The sequence below is a fragment of the Loigolactobacillus rennini DSM 20253 genome (assembly GCF_001436505.1).
GTDB classification, from domain to species: Bacteria; Bacillota; Bacilli; order Lactobacillales; family Lactobacillaceae; genus Loigolactobacillus; species Loigolactobacillus rennini.
This window is the reverse complement of the sequence record NZ_AYYI01000076.1, coordinates 1-18,525: the sequence shown is the minus strand read 5'-3', so window position 1 is coordinate 18,525 and position 18,525 is coordinate 1. Positions and strand designations below refer to the sequence as shown.

Annotated in this window: 18 protein-coding genes and 6 tRNA genes; 18 read left to right on the top strand and 6 right to left on the bottom strand. The window is 40.0% G+C overall.

Annotated features, from left to right (window positions below):
* Positions 1 to 2: 2 nt before the first annotated feature.
* The 7 genes from FC24_RS09085 to FC24_RS09055 all read left to right on the top strand — a co-directional run bounded on the left by FC24_RS09085 (position 3) and on the right by FC24_RS09055 (position 2,106).
* Positions 3 to 83: transfer RNA gene (locus FC24_RS09085), tRNA-Tyr, on the top strand.
* A 10-nt stretch (positions 84 to 93) separates the two neighbouring features.
* A tRNA-Trp gene (locus FC24_RS09080) sits at positions 94 to 167 on the top strand.
* 2 nt (positions 168 to 169) lie between these two features.
* Positions 170 to 242, top strand: a tRNA-His gene (locus FC24_RS09075).
* Positions 243 to 252: 10 nt separating this feature from the next.
* A tRNA-Gln gene (locus FC24_RS09070) sits at positions 253 to 324 on the top strand.
* Between the two features lie 37 nt (positions 325 to 361).
* Positions 362 to 432, top strand: a tRNA-Cys gene (locus FC24_RS09065).
* 36 nt (positions 433 to 468) lie between these two features.
* A tRNA-Leu gene (locus FC24_RS09060) sits at positions 469 to 552 on the top strand.
* 822 nt (positions 553 to 1,374) lie between these two features.
* A complete protein-coding gene (locus tag FC24_RS09055; protein ID WP_057874565.1) occupies positions 1,375 to 2,106 on the top strand; it encodes a glucose 1-dehydrogenase in 732 nt (243 codons plus the stop codon).
* Positions 2,107 to 2,172: 66 nt separating this feature from the next.
* On the opposite strand, the gene FC24_RS09050 is transcribed toward FC24_RS09055, so the two are convergent.
* Both FC24_RS09050 and FC24_RS09045 read right to left on the bottom strand, forming a co-directional pair.
* Entirely contained in the window at positions 2,173 to 2,808 is a 636-nt protein-coding gene (locus FC24_RS09050) for a DsbA family protein (RefSeq protein ID WP_057874564.1), read from the bottom strand.
* Between the two features lie 93 nt (positions 2,809 to 2,901).
* The gene (locus tag FC24_RS09045; RefSeq protein ID WP_057874563.1) at positions 2,902 to 3,519 is read right to left on the bottom strand and encodes a CYTH domain-containing protein; all 618 of its coding nucleotides are present in this window, start codon (positions 3,517 to 3,519) and stop codon (positions 2,902 to 2,904) included.
* Positions 3,520 to 3,687: 168 nt separating this feature from the next.
* Between FC24_RS09045 and yjbM the strand changes: the two genes are divergently transcribed.
* From yjbM to msrA, 6 genes are all read left to right on the top strand, one after another.
* Positions 3,688 to 4,377, top strand: a complete 690-nt coding sequence (gene yjbM, locus FC24_RS09040) for a GTP diphosphokinase (RefSeq protein ID WP_057874562.1) — start codon at positions 3,688 to 3,690, stop codon at positions 4,375 to 4,377.
* Positions 4,378 to 4,388: 11 nt separating this feature from the next.
* Positions 4,389 to 5,198: an NAD kinase gene (locus FC24_RS09035; RefSeq protein WP_057874561.1), complete on the top strand. Its 810-nt coding sequence runs from the start codon at positions 4,389 to 4,391 to the stop codon at positions 5,196 to 5,198.
* Between the two features lie 65 nt (positions 5,199 to 5,263).
* Positions 5,264 to 6,088 carry an RluA family pseudouridine synthase gene (locus tag FC24_RS09030; RefSeq protein ID WP_235807370.1) on the top strand — a complete coding sequence of 275 codons (825 nt, stop codon included), beginning with the start codon at positions 5,264 to 5,266 and terminating at the stop codon, positions 6,086 to 6,088.
* 17 nt (positions 6,089 to 6,105) lie between these two features.
* Positions 6,106 to 7,476, top strand: a complete 1,371-nt coding sequence (gene mgtE / locus FC24_RS09025) for a magnesium transporter (protein ID WP_057874559.1) — start codon at positions 6,106 to 6,108, stop codon at positions 7,474 to 7,476.
* A 152-nt stretch (positions 7,477 to 7,628) separates the two neighbouring features.
* Positions 7,629 to 8,063: a peptide-methionine (R)-S-oxide reductase MsrB gene (msrB, locus tag FC24_RS09020; protein ID WP_057874558.1), complete on the top strand. Its 435-nt coding sequence runs from the start codon at positions 7,629 to 7,631 to the stop codon at positions 8,061 to 8,063.
* Between the two features lie 15 nt (positions 8,064 to 8,078).
* Positions 8,079 to 8,597 carry a peptide-methionine (S)-S-oxide reductase MsrA gene (gene msrA, locus FC24_RS09015; protein WP_057874557.1) on the top strand — a complete coding sequence of 173 codons (519 nt, stop codon included), beginning with the start codon at positions 8,079 to 8,081 and terminating at the stop codon, positions 8,595 to 8,597.
* 206 nt (positions 8,598 to 8,803) lie between these two features.
* Here msrA and FC24_RS09010 read toward each other — a convergent pair whose 3' ends face one another.
* Both FC24_RS09010 and FC24_RS09005 read right to left on the bottom strand, forming a co-directional pair.
* Positions 8,804 to 9,442 (bottom strand): copper homeostasis protein CutC, encoded by a 639-nt coding sequence (locus tag FC24_RS09010; RefSeq protein ID WP_057874556.1) that lies wholly within the window; start codon positions 9,440 to 9,442, stop codon positions 8,804 to 8,806.
* Positions 9,443 to 9,466: 24 nt separating this feature from the next.
* A complete protein-coding gene (locus FC24_RS09005; RefSeq protein WP_057874555.1) occupies positions 9,467 to 10,501 on the bottom strand; it encodes a lactonase family protein in 1,035 nt (344 codons plus the stop codon).
* Positions 10,502 to 10,649: 148 nt separating this feature from the next.
* Between FC24_RS09005 and FC24_RS09000 the strand changes: the two genes are divergently transcribed.
* Positions 10,650 to 11,030 carry a PTS glucitol/sorbitol transporter subunit IIA gene (locus tag FC24_RS09000; RefSeq protein ID WP_057874554.1) on the top strand — a complete coding sequence of 127 codons (381 nt, stop codon included), beginning with the start codon at positions 10,650 to 10,652 and terminating at the stop codon, positions 11,028 to 11,030.
* 26 nt (positions 11,031 to 11,056) lie between these two features.
* Here the strand turns inward: FC24_RS09000 and FC24_RS08995 are convergent, their stop codons facing one another.
* Positions 11,057 to 12,082: a GMP reductase gene (locus tag FC24_RS08995; protein WP_057874553.1), complete on the bottom strand. Its 1,026-nt coding sequence runs from the start codon at positions 12,080 to 12,082 to the stop codon at positions 11,057 to 11,059.
* A gap of 188 nt (positions 12,083 to 12,270) precedes the next feature.
* Between FC24_RS08995 and FC24_RS08990 the strand changes: the two genes are divergently transcribed.
* From FC24_RS08990 to FC24_RS08975, 4 genes are all read left to right on the top strand, one after another.
* The gene (locus tag FC24_RS08990) at positions 12,271 to 13,122 is read left to right on the top strand and encodes a methyltransferase domain-containing protein (protein WP_057874552.1); all 852 of its coding nucleotides are present in this window, start codon (positions 12,271 to 12,273) and stop codon (positions 13,120 to 13,122) included.
* Between the two features lie 388 nt (positions 13,123 to 13,510).
* Entirely contained in the window at positions 13,511 to 14,848 is a 1,338-nt protein-coding gene (locus FC24_RS08985) for a dihydrolipoyl dehydrogenase family protein (RefSeq protein WP_057874551.1), read from the top strand.
* Positions 14,849 to 14,928: 80 nt separating this feature from the next.
* Positions 14,929 to 16,449 carry an ABC transporter permease/substrate-binding protein gene (locus tag FC24_RS08980; protein ID WP_057874550.1) on the top strand — a complete coding sequence of 507 codons (1,521 nt, stop codon included), beginning with the start codon at positions 14,929 to 14,931 and terminating at the stop codon, positions 16,447 to 16,449.
* A gap of 2 nt (positions 16,450 to 16,451) precedes the next feature.
* Complete coding sequence (locus FC24_RS08975; protein WP_057874566.1) at positions 16,452 to 17,420, top strand: ABC transporter ATP-binding protein; 969 nt, start codon at positions 16,452 to 16,454, stop codon at positions 17,418 to 17,420.
* Positions 17,421 to 17,569: 149 nt separating this feature from the next.
* On the opposite strand, the gene FC24_RS08970 is transcribed toward FC24_RS08975, so the two are convergent.
* A complete protein-coding gene (locus FC24_RS08970; protein WP_057874549.1) occupies positions 17,570 to 18,346 on the bottom strand; it encodes a Cof-type HAD-IIB family hydrolase in 777 nt (258 codons plus the stop codon).
* Positions 18,347 to 18,525 lie beyond the last annotated feature (179 nt).

Below are 18,525 nucleotides of genomic sequence, written 5' to 3'. Positions count from 1 at the left end.
ATGGAGGAGTAGCGAAGTGGCTAAACGCGGCGGACTGTAAATCCGCTCCTTCGGGTTCGGTGGTTCGAATCCACTCTCCTCCATTTATATAATAGGGATATAGTTCAATGGTAGAATAGCGGTCTCCAAAACCGTAGATGTGGGTTCAACTCCTACTATCCCTGCCATGGCGGTATTGGTGAAGTGGTTAACACACCGGATTGTGGCTCCGGCACGCGTGGGTTCGACCCCCACATACCGCCCTTGTTTTATTGGGATATAGCCAAGTGGTAAGGCAATGGACTTTGACTCCATCATGCGCTGGTTCGAATCCAGCTATCCCAGTTGCTAAATAGTTTCAAGGTATTTGAACCTTGATGGTGGCGGTATAGCCAAGTGGTAAGGCAAAGGTCTGCAAAACCTCTATCACCGGTTCAAATCCGGTTACCGCCTTTTAGCTTAGTAAAAATGTGGTAACAAGCTTATTATGCCGGTGTGGCGGAATTGGTAGACGCGCTGGATTCAAAATCCAGTTCCTTCACGGGAGTATCGGTTCGACCCCGATCACCGGTATTACAGAATTACTTGAGATGTATTTATGAATAAAAATCCTGTTAAATTAATATTTAGCGGGATTTTTTGTGTATTAAAATTAGGATTCATAGCGCTTTTACTAGATGTTTTAACTTTGTTAACCACTCTAATTTCAACTTGACCGATACATTGTTAAATTATTTTAACCGTGCTAACACCTAAGCATGGTTAAAAATTAGCTGCGCACTGGGTAGTTTTAGTACGACATTCTTTATTGATTGGTAAAATAAAAGGGAAAGGTATGTAGCTGATGATTGAAATGCCCTAACGTTATTGGTCATATTCTAATAACGTTAGGGCATTTCATGATCCAGTTTTTGTTCCTGCAAATAACTTTAATTGGGTGATCAGTTGTACGTTAAAAATAGCATACAGCTTTTTGTTTAGTGGCCATATCACTGGTGTTTGCGTTATTTTAATTTTTGAGAAGGGTAATAATTAAGCTAGCAATTGCAAGACATAACGACACGATACTTAAAATTAAAGCAAATCTTTGGTATTTTTGATCACGCTTCATTTTTACCTCCAGATACAACGTAATATGCTTATTGTAATTAACTTTCCTGTTAATTACAAATTACTTTTGTGAATTAAAAAGTTTATGCAAATTAACATAAAAAATAATGTAATGATTTGTTTCACAATGTTGCTATTGAGGCTAATGTAAATGTCATTAAGTGCACTTAAATCTGAATTAACTATTGGTGAAAAACATCATTTTAATCTTGATACATTGTGAATTTTACTGATTAGCGTTACAATTTTCTAAAAGGTAACGCTTACAAGAAAGGAATCGACAATATGGCAAGATTAAAAGATAAAGTAGCAATTATTACTGGCGCTGCTGCCGGAATGGGAGAACAGCACGCACGTTTATTTGTTAAAGAAGGTGCTAAAGTTGTTTTGACAGATGTACAAGCTGGCAAAGGACAAGCTTTAGCAGAAGAATTAGGGCACAATGCCTTGTTCATTCAACATGATGTAACGGATGAGAGCGGTTGGCAACAGGTGGTGGCTAAAACTGAAGCGCATTTTGGCCCGATCGATGTTTTAGTCAATAATGCTGGCATTAGTCCGGTTTTAAGTATTGAACGCGCAAGTTTAGCTGATTATATGAAAGTGGTTAAAATTAATCAGGTGAGTGTTTTTCTCGGTATGAAGGCAGTTATTCCATCAATGAAAAAGACTAAAGCAGGCTCAATCATTAATATTTCTTCAATGAATGGTCTGGTTGGGGGTGCCATTGGTTATACAGACACAAAGTTTGCTGTTCGCGGTATGACTAAGGCTGCTGCTAAAGAGTTAGGTCATTATGGAATTCGCGTGAATTCTGTCCATCCTGGCGTTATTAATACACCAATGGTTCAAAAAAGTGCAGCTTTGGATCAGATTAAAACGATGGTCGCTAATGTACCTTTGAAACGAATGGCTGATCCCAAAGAAGTTAGCCGATTGGTTTTGTTCTTGGCTTCTGATGATGCCAGTTATTCAACCGGTGCTGAATTTATCATTGATGGTGGCGTGACAGCATAAAAAGGTTGTTATTAATAATAGCAAAATAGCGAACAACGCTGATCAGCATTGTTCGCTATTTTAATGTTAATTTTGTAAGATGTGTAAGTTGTGCTGCGGGTGTTTTGCTGCATCTTGGGCAGCTAAGGCAGCGGCATAATTACCATGACAGACTTGTTTCAAGACTTCATAGGAATGACAATCCTCTAATAGAATGCCATAGTCTTGAGTTGGATCAGAATAGTCATAAATCACTGCTGAAGGATGCTTTTGAATTTTCATTTCGTTAGCAACACGTTGATCATTTTCAAAACTCTCTACAGCTAGTTTAGATTGACGATCTTCGTGAAACATTTCCATGTCTAAGCCTGTCTGTATGACTAACTGTTGAATGAGTTCGTCAGTATAGCGTTCGTGTTGGGAATTCAATGCTTCTTGCAACGCCATTAAAAATTCTTGCCCCCGGCGTTTACCTTGAAAAAGGGCGGCTTTATAGTCTAATGCTGCAGTATAAATGGTTTGGAAAATATTGTTCCGGGTAGTTAAGTTATGTTGCGCCGGACAGTAATGCTGCATGACGTTTTCAACTGTGTGTAAATTAAGCAGCGGTAAAAATTGATAATGAACCGTTGCCTGTTCTTCATTAGCAACTTTCAATACCGAACGTTCTGCCTCTAGGCAATGATCACCCAGCGGATTAACAAATAAATAGATTTCTAACACGATTACGTCCCCCATGTCGGTTGAAACTTACTTAGTGATAGTTTAGTTTTTAAAATTTGTTCTACACATACTCTAACAAAATAATTGAAATTTTCAATCAAAAAGCATTTGTTGTAGATTTTTAGTCCATTTTTCACGTTGTACAGGTGAAAAATGTTGTTTTGCGCGTTGAACTTTATTGACAACTTTTCGAACAGGAATGTGTTGTTTGGTAAGTAACGCTTGAAAAGCAGTTACAGATGTACCAGTTTGTTGGACTTCTAGTTCAATTTCGTAGTCAACTAAGCCATCTGCATAAACTGTTTTATCTAGAACTAGCAATCCACTGCTTAATTGGGCTTGTTGTCGCTGTGTTTTTGCAAAACCAATCAGTTGCAGTTGATCAAAGGTAATGGCTTTGGTTGCTAATTTAACACTTACCTGGCTAGGTGCAAATAATTGTACTTGTCGAGCCTGCGTTAAAGGTAATTGATCAGTGATTTCTTGTAAGCGTCGATCTTTTCCAAAAGGCACCTTTAAAGTTTGCTCAGCATGAGTGATAAACACACGCAATCGCAACCCCCAGCCTAACCGTTGTAATTGTTGTGTTCTGGTATCAAAATAAAGGTTGGTCTGGTTAAAAGGTGCAGCAAAAGGATAATGCTGTTGCAGACGTTTAAATTCTGTAGCTGTAACTAAATTCTTAAATTCATGTTCAATTTGTTGGCTCATTTACAATAAGTTCCTTTAAAATGTCATTATAACCCAAAAATAGTTTACTATGGTTTTTAACCAGATTGCAAGTCATACGCAAAGGGACAATGTATGCTAAAATATATAAAGGCGTCAGCGAATCGATTAAAATGAAATTGGTTTAAGTGTGAGGGGATGGAGATTGCGATGCCAACAGATTGGGAGCTCTTTTTATTGCCGTATAAACAGGCAATTGATGAATTAAAAATTAAATTGCGTGGTATGCGTAAGCAATTCCAGCGCGAAAATTTGCACACGCCAATTGAATTTGTGACTGGCCGCGTTAAGCCAGTTGACAGCATCATTGAAAAAATGCACCGGCGGCAAATCAGTGAAGATTTAATGGAGCAAGATTTGCAAGACATTGCCGGATTGCGCATTATGTGTCAATTTGTTGAAGATATTTACCAAGTTGTTGATTTAATTCGGCAACGAACAGATATGGAAGTTGTGGAAGAGCGAGATTACATTACCAATGTTAAACCAAGTGGCTATCGTTCTTACCATATGGTTATCCGTTATCCAGTTCAGACTGTTCATGGTGAGAAAAAACTGTTGGCGGAAATTCAAATTCGCACTTTATCGATGAATTTTTGGGCAACCATTGAACATTCTTTAAATTACAAATATCAAGGTGCATTTCCGGATGAAATTAATGAGCGTTTAAAACGGGCAGCTGAGGCGGCTTTTATGTTAGATCAGGAAATGTCAGCGATTCGAGAAGAAATTCAAGAAGCCCAGCAGCTTTTTTCTTATGGGAAGGGACAACAACGACATGAACCGGACCAATCTTTAGAGCAAAATGAACAGCGGTCAACTGATCATCCGACGCGTTAGGAGAATCTGTTATGCGAATCACCATCTTTCATAATTCTAATCCACAATCCTTACACATCACAGCTGATTTAAGTCAAAAGTTAAAACAAAATGGTTTTTCTGTAGTCGAAAAAAATCCAGATATTGTGATCACTGTCGGTGGTGACGGCACGCTATTATCTGCTTTTCACCACTATGCTGATGCTTTAGATCACATTCGCTTTGTGGGTGTACATACTGGACACTTGGGTTTTTATACTGATTGGCGCGATTATGAATTGGACGAACTGGTAGATAGTCTGCGCCATGACAACCGTACCCAAGTGACCTATCCGCTGTTGGACGTCAGTGTTCAGTATGTTGGTGCGGCGCAAGCAACACATTACTTAGCTTTAAATGAGGCCACTTTAAAGTGTATTTCAGCCACGTTAGTCGCCGATATTTACATTCATGATGAATTGTTTGAAAGTTTTCGCGGAGATGGACTTTGCATTTCTACACCTACTGGTTCAACTGCGTATAATAAGTCCATCGGCGGTGCTGTTTTACACCCAAGTTTGGAGGCAATCCAATTAGCTGAAATTGCGTCAATCAACAATCGTGTCTTTCGGACACTCAGTGCGCCAATTGTGATTTCACCTAATGAATGGATTGACATTTATCCAGAAGCAAAAGCAGCCGAATATTTGATGACTGTTGATCGTGCTGTGCCAAAACGGCGTCCCATTAAATCAATTCGTTATCGAATTGCAGACCAGCGCATTGCCTTTGCTGGTAATCGGCACATGCATTTTTGGAACCGCGTGGAGGATGCCTTTATTGGTGAAAAACAGCAACCATGATTTTTAATTGGCAATATCTGGGAGACAGCAAACAAAGTGTACGAAAATTTTTACAGCAAAGAGGGATGTCGCGAACGCTGTTAAAGAAGATTAAATTTTATGGCGGTCAACTGCAAGTTGCAAAAATGCCAGTGACGGTTAAAACGATGTTGCGACCTGGGCAAACACTGACGGTTAAATTACCGCCTGAACCCGCACAAGCTCCGCTAACACCTTCAGGTACACCGCTACAAATTTTATGGGAAGATGCACACTTCTTGATCATTGATAAGCCTGCGCAAGTGGCTTCGTTACCGGCACATGCTCATCCTTTAGATTCAATGGCACAACGTGTATTAGGGTATTATCAGCGTCAAGGTTATACTAATCAAGTGATTCACTTGGTGACACGACTTGACCGTGGTACTTCTGGTGTCATGTTATTTGCTAAGCATGCATTTGCTCATACATTACTAGCACAACAATTACAAACCGGACGCTTAAAGAAAAATTATTTAGCGATCGTGCGCGGCCATTTAGCGTCCCAACATAATCGACTCACTTGGCCGATTAAACGAGCACCACATTCATTCATAAAAAGGACAACTGCCGTAGGTGGCCGCACTGCTTTAACAGAATATTGGCAAGTCAGTCAACTACCAACAGCCACTTTGGTACGCATTCACTTGCATACTGGTCGCACGCATCAGATTCGCGTACATTTTGCGACAATTGGGCATCCTTTGTTAGGAGACCAGCTTTATGCAGGTCCTAAAGTTGGTGGGTTAAGTCGACCAGCCTTACATTGTGCACAGTTAAAATTTTACCATCCTTTTTTAAAGCGGACTTTGACTATAAATAGTCCTTTACCAACTGATTTACAACAATTACTACGATTCGAAACAAAATAAGAAAGAGGCGAGGAAAATTGGCAGACACAGAAAGTCAAATTTGGTTAGTACAGACGAGGCGTTTGAAGCGACTGCTGGCCGCCGAGGATCCCACCGCGTTTCGAACCGCCTTTTTGGAGTTGCATCATTGGGAACAAGCACAGTTTTTTTTGAGTTTAAATCGCTCAGAACGTCTGGCTCTTTATCGCATTTTAACTGCGAATGAAGTGGGTAATTTCTTTGATGATATCGATGATGATAATCAGCAAATGCCGGAATTTTTAGCAGAGATGAAATCAGATTTTGCGGCTAAAGTATTGACTGAAATGTATACTGATAATGCAGTTGATATTTTAGAGCATTTGGATAAGCCGGCGATCAACCGGTTGCTAACTCAGATGCCGCGGCAATCTGCTTTGAATATGCGCAGTTTATTACATTATGATGATCAAACTGCCGGTGCGATCATGACCACAGAATTTATTGCCATTGCTGCCAACCAGACTTTAGCTTCAGCCATGTATGCATTACGAGAAAAAGCAGCTGACGCAGAATTAATTTACTATGTCTACGTCATGGATACTGAGAACCGTTTAGTGGGGATTATTTCGTTACGTGATCTAATCGTGAATAATCAAGAAACTATGGTTTATGAGATTATGAATGAACGTGTGATTTCGGTCCAAGTGACTGATGATCAGGAAAGCGTCGCCCAAACGATTCGTGATTATGGCTTTTTTGCTGTGCCGGTAACAGACGATAGTAACCGACTACTGGGAATTATTACAGTGGATGACATTATCGATGTTATTGATGATGAAGCAGCATCGGATTACTCTGGATTAGCCGGTGTTGACGTTGAAGACACTACGGAAAATCCAGTTAAAGCAGCGGTTAAACGGTTGCCTTGGCTCATTACTTTGTTATTTCTGGGAATGTCCACAGCCAGTTTAATTAATCATTATGAAAGCTTAGTTAGTGAAGCCAGTGTCTTGGCAGTATTTATTTCACTGATTACTGGGACTGCCGGTAATGCAGGCACGCAAAGTTTGGCCGTTGCGGTACGCCGTTTGGCCTTTCCAGAACAGGAGCGTACTTTTTTACGATCGCTATTGACTGAATTGATTACTGGTTTACTGACTGGCATTGTCACAGGCTTAACCATTACGCTTGTGGTCGGTTTTTGGAAGCACAGTTTTACGTTGGGATTTGTCATCGGTTTGGCAATGTGTTGTGCGATCATCGTCGCTAACTTAGCTGGTAGTTTTATCCCCGGGTTGATGGCACGATTAGGTTTTGATCCTGCAGTTGCCAGCGGACCGTTTATTTCAACTTTGAGTGACCTAACTAGTGTGTTAATTTATTTTAGTATTGCCCAATATTTCATTACGTCCTTTGTTGGACAGTAAAAAGAAACAAATGTGTACTGATCACTGATAGGATTAGCACACATTTTTTATTTAACGCTGTGCACAAGCAGAACAGTTGACTCTTAAGCTAAACGCGAGCATGATAAGCTTAAATTGTACACAACTCATTTAAATAAAGGTGGTTTTCTGCAATGGCGCAAAAAGATCAAGACTTGAAGCAAAGAATTGGAACTGAAGCTTATGAAGTTACGCAGCATGCTGCCACTGAACGGCCTTTTAGTGGTCAGTATGATCAGTTTTCTGAACCGGGAATATACGTGGATGTGGTTAGTGGCGAGCCATTATTTAGTTCACAAGATAAATACGATGCAGGGTGCGGCTGGCCTTCTTTTACGCAACCTTTATCTAAACGGGTTTTAAACCAGCACATTGATACGTCGCATGGTATGACACGGACAGAAGTTCGTAGTCGACAGGCCGGTTCACATTTAGGACACGTTTTTCCTGATGGCCCTAGTGATCGGGGTGGGCTACGTTACTGTATTAATTCAGCAGCACTCAAATTTATTCCGGTTGCAGAGTTAGAAGCAAAGGGTTACGGCGCTTATAAAAAGCTTTTCGTGTAAAGGAGGAAAATAATAATGCTAAAAAAAGCAATATTTGCTGGCGGTTGTTTTTGGTGTATGGTGAAACCATTTGACACGCAGCCTGGTATTGAAAAAGTTATTTCCGGCTATACGGGCGGCACAGTCCCTAATCCAACTTATGAACAAGTTGCAAGCCACATGACTGGGCACACTGAAGCAGTTGAAATCACTTATGATCCAGCTGTTATTTCATATGCACAGTTAGTTGAAATTTATTGGCAACAAACAGATCCTACTGATGCAATGGGACAGTTTCAAGATCGCGGTGACAGCTACCGGCCGGTTATTTATGTCAATGATGAACACGAACGTGCCATTGCAGAAGCATCGAAACAAGAATTAGCAACTAGTGGTCGTTTTGATAAACCGATCGTCACACAAATTGAATCAGCACAGCCTTTTTATCCGGCAGAAGCAGAACACCAAGATTTTTATAAGAAGCAGCCTTGGCGGTACGATATTGAAGAACAAGGCGGTCGTGAGCGCTTTATTAAAACTCATTGGCAAAATTAACATAACTATGGAAATTTAATTAAAACTCAAATTAAAATGTGTGCGATATAAAGTGGCTAGTTGTGCACTAGATTAGACCTTTGGTGAAAATTGCAGGTTTATAGGAAATGTTCGTCATTAAAAAAGGGGGCAGTAACAAAAAAGTATTACTTTTGTTACTGCCCCCTTTTTGATTATTGTTTGACGATTGAAGTGCTATTAAATGATTAAACTAGTGAGCCAACAATTTTTGAACCATGAACTTCTTTAACTCCTAATTGGGTTGCAATTTTAGTCGCATTTTTATCGGTGATACCGCCACCGGGTAAAATAATTAAGCGGTTATTAGCAGCTGCAATGGTTTGCTTTAAGGCAGCTAAATTTAAAGGTTCATTTAAAGGTGCGCCATGTGTCAAAATTCGTGTGACTTGATGATCGGCTAACCAAGTTATGGCTGCTGGTTGCTGTGCTGCCGGAATTTGATCAAAAGCCATGTGGAACGTAATGGCCATTCCGCCGGCAGCACCAATCAACATTTCCATTGCTTCTTGGTCAATCTGATTGTCTGCTGTTAGACAGCCAAAAACCACACCATCTGCACCTAATTTTTGTGCAGTGAATAAGTCTGCTTCCATCATGCGTAATTCTAAATCGTTATAAACAAAATTACCACTACGCGGCCGGATCATTACAAATGCAGCGATATCATGATCATGGGCGTAACGCACGGTTTCTGCCATGACACCATAACTGACAGTAGTACCGCCAACTGCCATATTATCGCATAATTCAACGCGGTTAGCGCCATTTCGGATAGCCTGTGGTAAATGAGTGAAATTTTCTAAGTTAACTTCTTTAATTAGCATGTTAATTCTTCCTTTATTGCAGGTTTAAAATGGTAAAAAGCAGACACAAACAGGCTCTGTACAAGGAATATCCTTTTGCTTCAAATGTAATTTACCTGTTTGGGCATTTCGTGTAAATAAAGTTAAGTTGCTGGAATTTTGATTAGCACAAACTAAATATTTTTCGAATGGATCAAGCGCAAAATCACGTGGAAATTCGCCCTCAGTTGCAATCAGTTGCTGTAAGGTCAGCAGGCCACTATCAGAATTAATTACAAAAACGGCTAGGGAATCATGACCGCGATTGGACACATATAGAAAACGACCGTCTTGAGAAATCCGGACAGCGGCAGCACCATTATGCGCTGTATAATCTGCTGGAATAGTTTTAATGGTCTGTAGATGTGTGAATTTGCCAGTTGCCGCGTGGTATTGTAATACGTCAACGGCACTGCCTAATTCTCCGACCAGGTAAGCAAATTTACCATTAGGGTGAAAAACAATGTGCCGTGGACCAAATCCGGCAGCTGTTTGATAAATTGCATTTTCTTTAACTTCGCCAGCTGAGTTAACCTGATAAGTATGCACTTCATCAGTTCCTAAATCGCAGGTGACTAAGCGCCGATCAGGTGTTAAATCTGCAAAGTGAATGTGGGCACTATCTTGTTCAGGCTTAGGGCCGTGACCATGATCTGTTACTGTTGTGAGTAGCTTTAAACCGCCATTAGGTAAAATACGGTGAATTAATAATTGCCCCATATGGTATTTTGCAGAATAAACTAATTGGCGCGCTTCATCAACGGTTACATAAGCAGGTGAGGAGCCTGGTTGAACCGATTTATTAATTAAGCGTGGTGTTTGAAAATTTGTTAAATCGTAGGCAACCAATCCACCAGCTTTTTCCTCGGCCAGTACACTGTACAGACGTCGTGCTTTTGATACTGTTAAATAAGTAGGATTTCCTGCTGTAATGTAAGGCTGCGGCTGCGCTAATTTTTCGTTAGTTGTGTCTAAACTGGTTTGGTAAATACCAGTCCCAGCGTGGCGCGTATAACTTCCTAATAATAAATTCAGCGGCAAAATTTAGACTTCCTTTCATTTGAAGCATCTCTTGTTATCTTAGCATAGACTGCGCAATTGGGGGAAGCATTACCCGCCAGATTTATTTTATGCTACACTGATATCATTGACGTAATTGAAATAGGACATTGATTATGGAGGAAGTTTTATGAGTACTGTTGTGACTAGCCAAATTACAGCCATTGGGCCGAGTGCCGTTATGCCCAATGATCCATTAATTATTTTATTTGATCAGACAGCAACACCGGCTTTAAAAAATGTTGCCGTCATTCAACAATTTGCGCAACCAAAATTGATGCCAAAACTGGTTTTAGCAGAAGGCGACCAGATTGCATTTGACGACCAGCATTATACAGTGGCTTATGTGGGTAACGTTGCCAATCAAAATTTACAAACCATTGGGCACATCACCTTATTGTTTTCACCGGTTCCTGCATCTGATCGCTTGGGGAATGGTGTTTATTTAACGGCTACAACTAAGCCAACTATTCATGTAGGTAGTCAAATCGCCTACTACACTGAACATTAAAAAAATTAAGCAAAAATTTGCGACTATTAATGATTGGTAGGGTATTGATTTTGGTTTAATTGTCCGGTAATTCCTAAAATTTGATCACCATTAAAAATTGAATTTTTAACAATAACGTAATTTACTTTAGTCAGTGCTTGTAAATTATTGCCACCGGCATAAGATATTGCGGACTGCAAATCTTCATGCATTTCAGTTAAAGTCTGTTGAATGCTGCCCTGATAAGGAATTAAGATCTTTTTACCTTCGATATTACGACGTTCTCCTTTTTGAAACTCTGAAGCAGAGCCGAAGTACTCTTTGTATAACGCACCTTGATGTTCAATGACTTTTCCTGGTGATTCTTTATGCCCAGCAAATAATGAACCAATCATGACCATGCTAGCACCAAAGCGAATCGATTTGGCAATATCACCATGGGTACGAATGCCACCGTCGGCAATTAATGGTTTTCGCGCCGCTTTTGCGCATAAACGTAAAGCAGCTAATTGCCAGCCACCGGTACCAAAACCAGTTTTAACTTTGGTGATGCAAGCTTTACCAGGACCAATGCCAACTTTAGTTGCATCGGCACCGTTATTTTCTAATTCACGGACGCCTTCAGGTGTACCAACATTGCCAGCAATGACAAAACAATCAGGAAAACAGCGCTTAATGTGTTGAATCATTTCAATGACACGCTGACTGTGGCCATGAGCGATATCAATGGTAATGTATTCAGGTTGTTGTTGTGCACTGGCTAATTGATCGATGAAGTTGTGTTCTGCCTCCTTCACCCCAACACTAATGGAGGCAAATAAATTTTTATGGTGCATTTGTTGGATAAATGCTGCACGTTGTTCTGGATTAAATCGGTGCATAATGTAAAAATAGCCTTGACTAGCAAGCTGTTGTGCCAAAGGTGGATCGATGATGGTTTGCATATTTGCCGGAACTACCGGTAATTTAAATGTTTTCGGGCCAAATCTAACACTGGTTTGGCAATCTGAACGACTATCGACAATACATTTGTTGGGAATTAATTGGACATCTTCGTAATCGAAAACTTGCATAAATGTAGCACTCCTTAAAAGACGAACATTTTAATAAAAACAGTCTATTATATTTCGTACATATAGTAGATTAACGGATAATAACAGATAAGTCAATCTAGCATTGGTAAATTTCCGAATTATCATTAAAAAGTGCTGTCGTGTTTAGACAAAAATCGGAATGATTGATGAAAGTAGGTCGATCCTTTATGACATTAAAAAAAATTGAACGCAGCCAGCGCTTTTTGAAAAAGCACTTAACTTTATTTCGCTGTCCGATTTGTCATTTGCCTTATCAAGCTGTTCAGAGTGATAGTTTAGTTTGCCCTCAGGGTCACCGTTTGGATTTAAATCGCCAAGGGACCCTTTATTTCTTACGGCACCAAGTCCACAGTGAGTATAACCGTACCATGTTACTGAGTCGGCGCCGTATTTTACAGGCCGGTTTATTTAACGGATTTTTACAAGTGATTGCGCAAAAAATGATTACTAGCGGAACGACTTTAGATGTAGGTTGTGGTGAGGGAACACCACTTCATTTTTTAGAAAAACAGGCTGGGACTGCTGTTGGTTTTGATCTGTCGAAAGCAGGCATTAAATTAGCTACACAGCAACCGACAACAGCTTTTTTCTGTGTGGCAGACTTAGCACAGCTACCATTTAATGCGCAAACTTTTCAATCGGTATTGAACATTTTTTCGCCATCTAATTATCAAGAATTTTCGCGAATTCTAGCGCCAGAGGGTCAAGTGATTAAGGTGATTCCAAATTCGGATTATTTAGTAGAGTTAAGGCGGGCTTTATTTGCCGATGATGCAAGGCGTCATTATTCTAATCAAAAAGTGCAGTCACGTTTTAAAGAAAAATATGGCCAAGTAACGACGCAACGTGTACGTTATCAATTTACGGTACCAGAAGCTCAGTTTGCTGATTTAGTGGTGATGACACCATTGCATTGGCAAGCATCAACTGAGCAAATTCGCCAGCTAGTTGCACAGCCGTTTTCACAAATCACCGTTGATGTAACCGTACTAGTTGGACAATATCCGCGGACTTTTTAAAATTTGTTATCAAACTGTAATCTTAAACGGTTGTAAAGTCTACGCGATGATGTTATAGTATTTTCAAGGTGTTTTTTCATTGACTTTTATCAGAATCACCTTTAAATTTTGATAAAAATTTATGATTAAACCTTCACTAACGTACTGTCTCGCCGTGCTAACACCGAGATCGTGCGTTTTTTTTATTGGTTTACGCCACACTATTCTATCATTTTGCTGCCTAAAGCAGTTGTTTTGCTGGTATTTAGTGTGGCTTTTTTAATATTTTGTTCACTATTATTTTTAGATTAATGAGTAAATGATTTTACATCGCACGCTGCCTATGCTAGTTTCTAAGGGTACAATTAATTATTATTTTGTTAGATCATTCAAGCGGGAGGGAAGCAACATGGCAACAGATTTTGATACCATTGTTATTGGTGCTGGGCCAGGTGGTCTGGCGGCTGCATATGGTTTGGCTGAGCAACAACGTGTTTTAGTAGTTGAAGCAGATCTTTGGGGTGGTACTTGCCCTAATCGGGGCTGCGATCCTAAAAAGATGCTTTATTCAGCTGTAGCAGCACGTGATGAAGCACGCCGTTTACAACAATCTGGTTTGGATGGTGTTCCTACCATTAACTGGCCTGAGCTCATGACGTTTAAAAGACAATACACGCAAAAAATTCCTCAAGGGACACGTTCTGGCTTAAAGGCCGCTGGGATAGCAACAATTCAGGGCACGCCCCGTTTTATTAGTGCAGATCAACTTCAAGTTGGTGATCAAATTTATCGTGCGGCACATTTTATTATTGCAACTGGGCAAGCACCAGTGCTTCCTGATATTGAAGGTAAACAATACCTTCAAACCAGTACTGATTTTCTAGACTTATCCCAACTACCACCGCGGATTGCCTTTGTCGGTGGCGGCTACATTGCATTAGAATTAGCCAATATTGCGGTTAGTGCAGGTGCACAAGTGCATATTTTTCAGCATAATCACCGTATTTTACGCGATTTTCCTGAAAAAGATACTCAGTTACTAGCAGCAGCATTAACAGCTAAAGGAATCCATTTCCACTGGGATACAACATTGGCTAGTGTTACTAAGCACCAAGAAACTTACAGTTTGGCTACTAATGCTGGTCAACAAATAAATGTTGATGCTGTCTTTGCAGCAACAGGACGCCGACCACAATTAACTAGTTTAGCATTAGCGGCTGCTGGTGTTGATAGTACAGCAAAAGGAATTACAGTTAACGATCATTTACAAACTAGCAATCCAGCCATTTATGCAGTGGGGGATGTGTTGGCTAAATCGCAACCTAAGTTAACGCCTGTAGCTAGTTTTGAAGGTCGGTATGTTGCCCAAGTCATTTTGTCAACTGACGTTAAGGCGATTGCTTATCCGGTTATTCCGCAGGTAGTTTATGCTAGTCCTGAAATTGCGCAAGTGGGTGTTAAATTGGACGATGCAAAACAGCAGCCACAACGTTACCGGATATTAGACCAAGATGTAACCAACTGGTATACTTTTAATCGGATTAAAGAAGCAACTGCACGGGTAACAACCATCTTTGATCGTCAAACACAACATTTAGTTGGCGCTATTGTTTATTCTAGCATCGCTGAGGAAGTTATTAATTATTTAACCTTTTTAATGTCAAAACAAGTCACCAAACGGCAATTAATGCAAATGATGACTGCTTATCCAACACCGGCTAGTGATTTGACTTATTATTATGGGTAATCTAATTAAAGTCCGTAACTTTCACAATAAGTGACCAAGTTACGGACTTTTTTTAATCAAAAACATGGGAGGCGGATTTTTTGGCAACTTTTTTCCAAACTTTAGTAGCACAGCGTGCTGATTTATTAACCGCTTTAGGACAACATTTGTTACTTTCATTAGTATCCTTGTTAATTGCGTTGGTAATTGCGATTCCATTAGCAATTTGGGTTATTCCGCGGCCTAAAATTGCAAATTTCTTTTTACAAATTGCTGGTGTTTTACAGACTATTCCATCACTGGCGTTGTTAGGGATGCTGATTCCATTAGTAGGGATAGGCAATGTTCCTGCAGTGATTTCGTTAGTGGTTTACGCATTGTTGCCAATATTTCAAAATACTTATACTGGTTTGACAGAAATTGATCCATCCCTTGAAGAAGCAGCAACTGCGTTTGGAATGACCCGGTGGGAAAAATTGCGTAAGGTTGAATTGCCATTAGCTTTTCCTGTTATTTTGTCTGGAGTTCGAACGGCTATGGTAATGATCATTGGCACGGCGACATTGGCTGCTTTAATCGGTGCTGGTGGTTTAGGAACGTTTATTTTATTAGGTATTAACCGCAATAATAATACGATGACATTAATCGGTGCTTTAGCATCTGCTTTATTAGCTATCATACTCAGTTTTGGGTTGCGCCACATTCGGCATTTAAGATTAAAGCCCGTGCTGATTACTGCAGCTGCTTTACTCACGATTGGCGGTGGTTTTGGTGTTTACCGGTTAGTGCGTCCTAAGCCAGTTGCCATTACAATCGCTGGTAAACTAGGCTCAGAGCCTGATGTGCTGATCAATATGTATAAGGAATTAATTGAAAAGGATAACCCTAATGTTAAAGTGACATTAAAACCTAATTTTGGGCAAACATCATTTTTATTTAATGCGTTAAAAACGGACCAAATCACGGTATATCCAGAATTTACCGGGACAGTTTTAGAAAGTTTAGTGAAAACAACACATCAAGCAACAGGAGATCCAGCAGCAACTTATCAGCAAGCTAAAAAGGCTTTGCAGAAAAAGCAATTAACGTATTTACCACCAATGAAATACAATAACACCTATGCATTAGTGGTACGACGTGATTTTGCGAACAAATACCATTTAAAAAAGATTAGTGATTTAGATCGTATTTCCGATCAAGTTAATGCTGGTTTTGATCTGGAATTTTTGGATCGTACTGATGGTTATAAAGGGATTCAAAAACGTTATGGACTTAATTTTAAGACGCAATCGATGTCGGCTGATTTAAGGTATGAAGCGCTACGTCAAGGTAAGGTGAACGTTGTAGACGGTTATTCAACAGATTCACAAATTCCGCAATATGATTTTGTTGTTTTACAGGATGACCAGCACCTTTTCCCGACTTATCAAGGAGCTCCGTTGTTACGGACAGAAACGGCTAAAGCTCATCCAGAAATTGTTCATAGCTTGAACCGGCTGAAAAATAAAATATCTGCAGCTGATATGCAACGGATGAACTATCAAGTGAACGTTAAACGGCAATCAGCTGCTAAAGTAGCGCACCGCTATCTAAGCGAACATCATTTGTTAGGAGGCGATTAATGATGGCAGAATCAACTAGTATCGAGTTTCGCCAAGTAGGGAAACGGTTTGGGACTCAAGATGCAGTGAAAGATTTAAATTTAACCATCGAAGCTGGCGAATTATTTGTTTTAGTTGGTGCTTCTGGTAGTGGTAAAACAACAACGTTAAAGATGATTAACCGTCTGGAAGAAACGACTACTGGCGAAATTTATTATCAAAACCGGCCGTTAACAAGCATTCCGTTGCGTGAATTAAGGTTGCAGATGGGATATGTTCTGCAACAAATTGCATTATTTCCTAATATGACGGTCGCCCAAAATATTGGCTTGATTCCCGAAATGAAAAAAATGCCAGCAACAAAAATTAAGCAACGTGTGACGGCTTTGTTAAGCGAAGTTGGTTTAGATGCACAAACATACGCACAACGTTTACCTAGCGATCTATCTGGTGGTGAGCAACAGCGTGTGGGCATCATTCGTGCCTTTGCTGCTCAACCACAAGTTGTTTTAATGGATGAGCCTTTCAGTGCGCTTGATCCCATTTCACGGGCGCAACTGCAGAAATTGACGTTAAAAATTCATCAGCGTCAAAAAAGCACCATTGTTTTTGTCACCCATGATATGAATGAAGCATTGCAGTTAGGTGATCGAGTGGGTGTCATGCAAGCAGGAAAATTAGTCCAAGTGGGATCGCCAGACGATATTGCACAGCATCCTGCTAATCATTTTGTCAGTCAAATGTTTGCGTCTACGCAGACCAATGACATCTATGGTGTTTATTTGAACCGCTTGAAAGTATTGGGTTATCTAGAACCTATGGCAGCAATAGATAACAAGTTGCCAGCATTTGATAATCATCAAACCATTGGAGAGGCTTTACCGGCATTGCAAAAAGAAGGCGCCGTACAGATTAATAATGGTGCGGAACCAGCAGGTAAATTAACCAATAAACAACTATTAGCATTTATGGTGAAATTTAAGAAAGAATAGGTCACTGTTTCGCTTGCTGTAAATTAATGCTGCCCGCATTAAACTAATTATTGTCATAGTAAACACCGGTTAGCCTGCGATTGTAGGTTAACCGGTGTTTGCGTTTATTAAAAAGCAGTTACTGACTGATGGTAGTTTTAATGCTTAAATTAAGGAAGTAAATCAAAATACTTCAATCCTTGAATTATGCCGCCCTCAGTATTTTTAGCAGTGATATATTCTGCTCGGTCTTTGATGGCAGTGATGCCATTACCCATTGCAATGGGATGATCTACTGTTTCTAACATTGGAACGTCATTAATGCCATCGCCAAAAGCATAAGTCGGCACGTCTGTTAAGCCCATTTTTTCGATTAATTTGACTATTCCAGTTTGCTTGGATTCACCTTTTAAAACGGTGTCCAGTGCATAAGGACTATTGCGGTAAAAAGTTAGCTGATCGCCGTATGGGTAAGTGTAGCGTTTATCATTTTGTGTGGTGATGACTAACATCATGTAAACCGGATTTGATTGATAAAAGTCAGGATCAATTTTTGGATAAGGTGTGCTAACATAATCATATTGTGCTTTTGCGGTTTGCGTTAAGCGGGATACTCGAACACTAGTGCGATTATAAAAAGCTAGTGCATCACCGTGTTGTTGGGTAATCTCTCGTAATTCATGAATGATCTTTTTGTCAATGGCGCCGGTATAAATTGGTTGACTCTGATAAACTAGTAATCCGCCATTGAGCGCAACGTAAGTGTCAACGCCGGCTTGTGCAAAAACATCAGGAATTTCTCCAGGTGTTCGTCCCGTTGCAATGATGGGTAAAATATTGCGTTGGCGTAGTTGTTGCAAAGCTTGTTGTACGTCAGCGTCGATTTGTGTTTGCGGATTCATCAAGGTACCATCTAGATCAAAGAAAACTAATGCTCGATAGGTCATATACTCACTCCTTAAAGGATTGGGGGTCATCAAGCCCGCTATGTTTAAAGATGATTGAAACAAGGTTAATTCTGCTTAACAAATTAAGTTTAGCAAAAACAAATTAGAAAATAAAATTAAGCTGTAAAGTGAACCCCTAACGTTGGACAACTAAATCCAACGTTAGGGGTTTTACTATG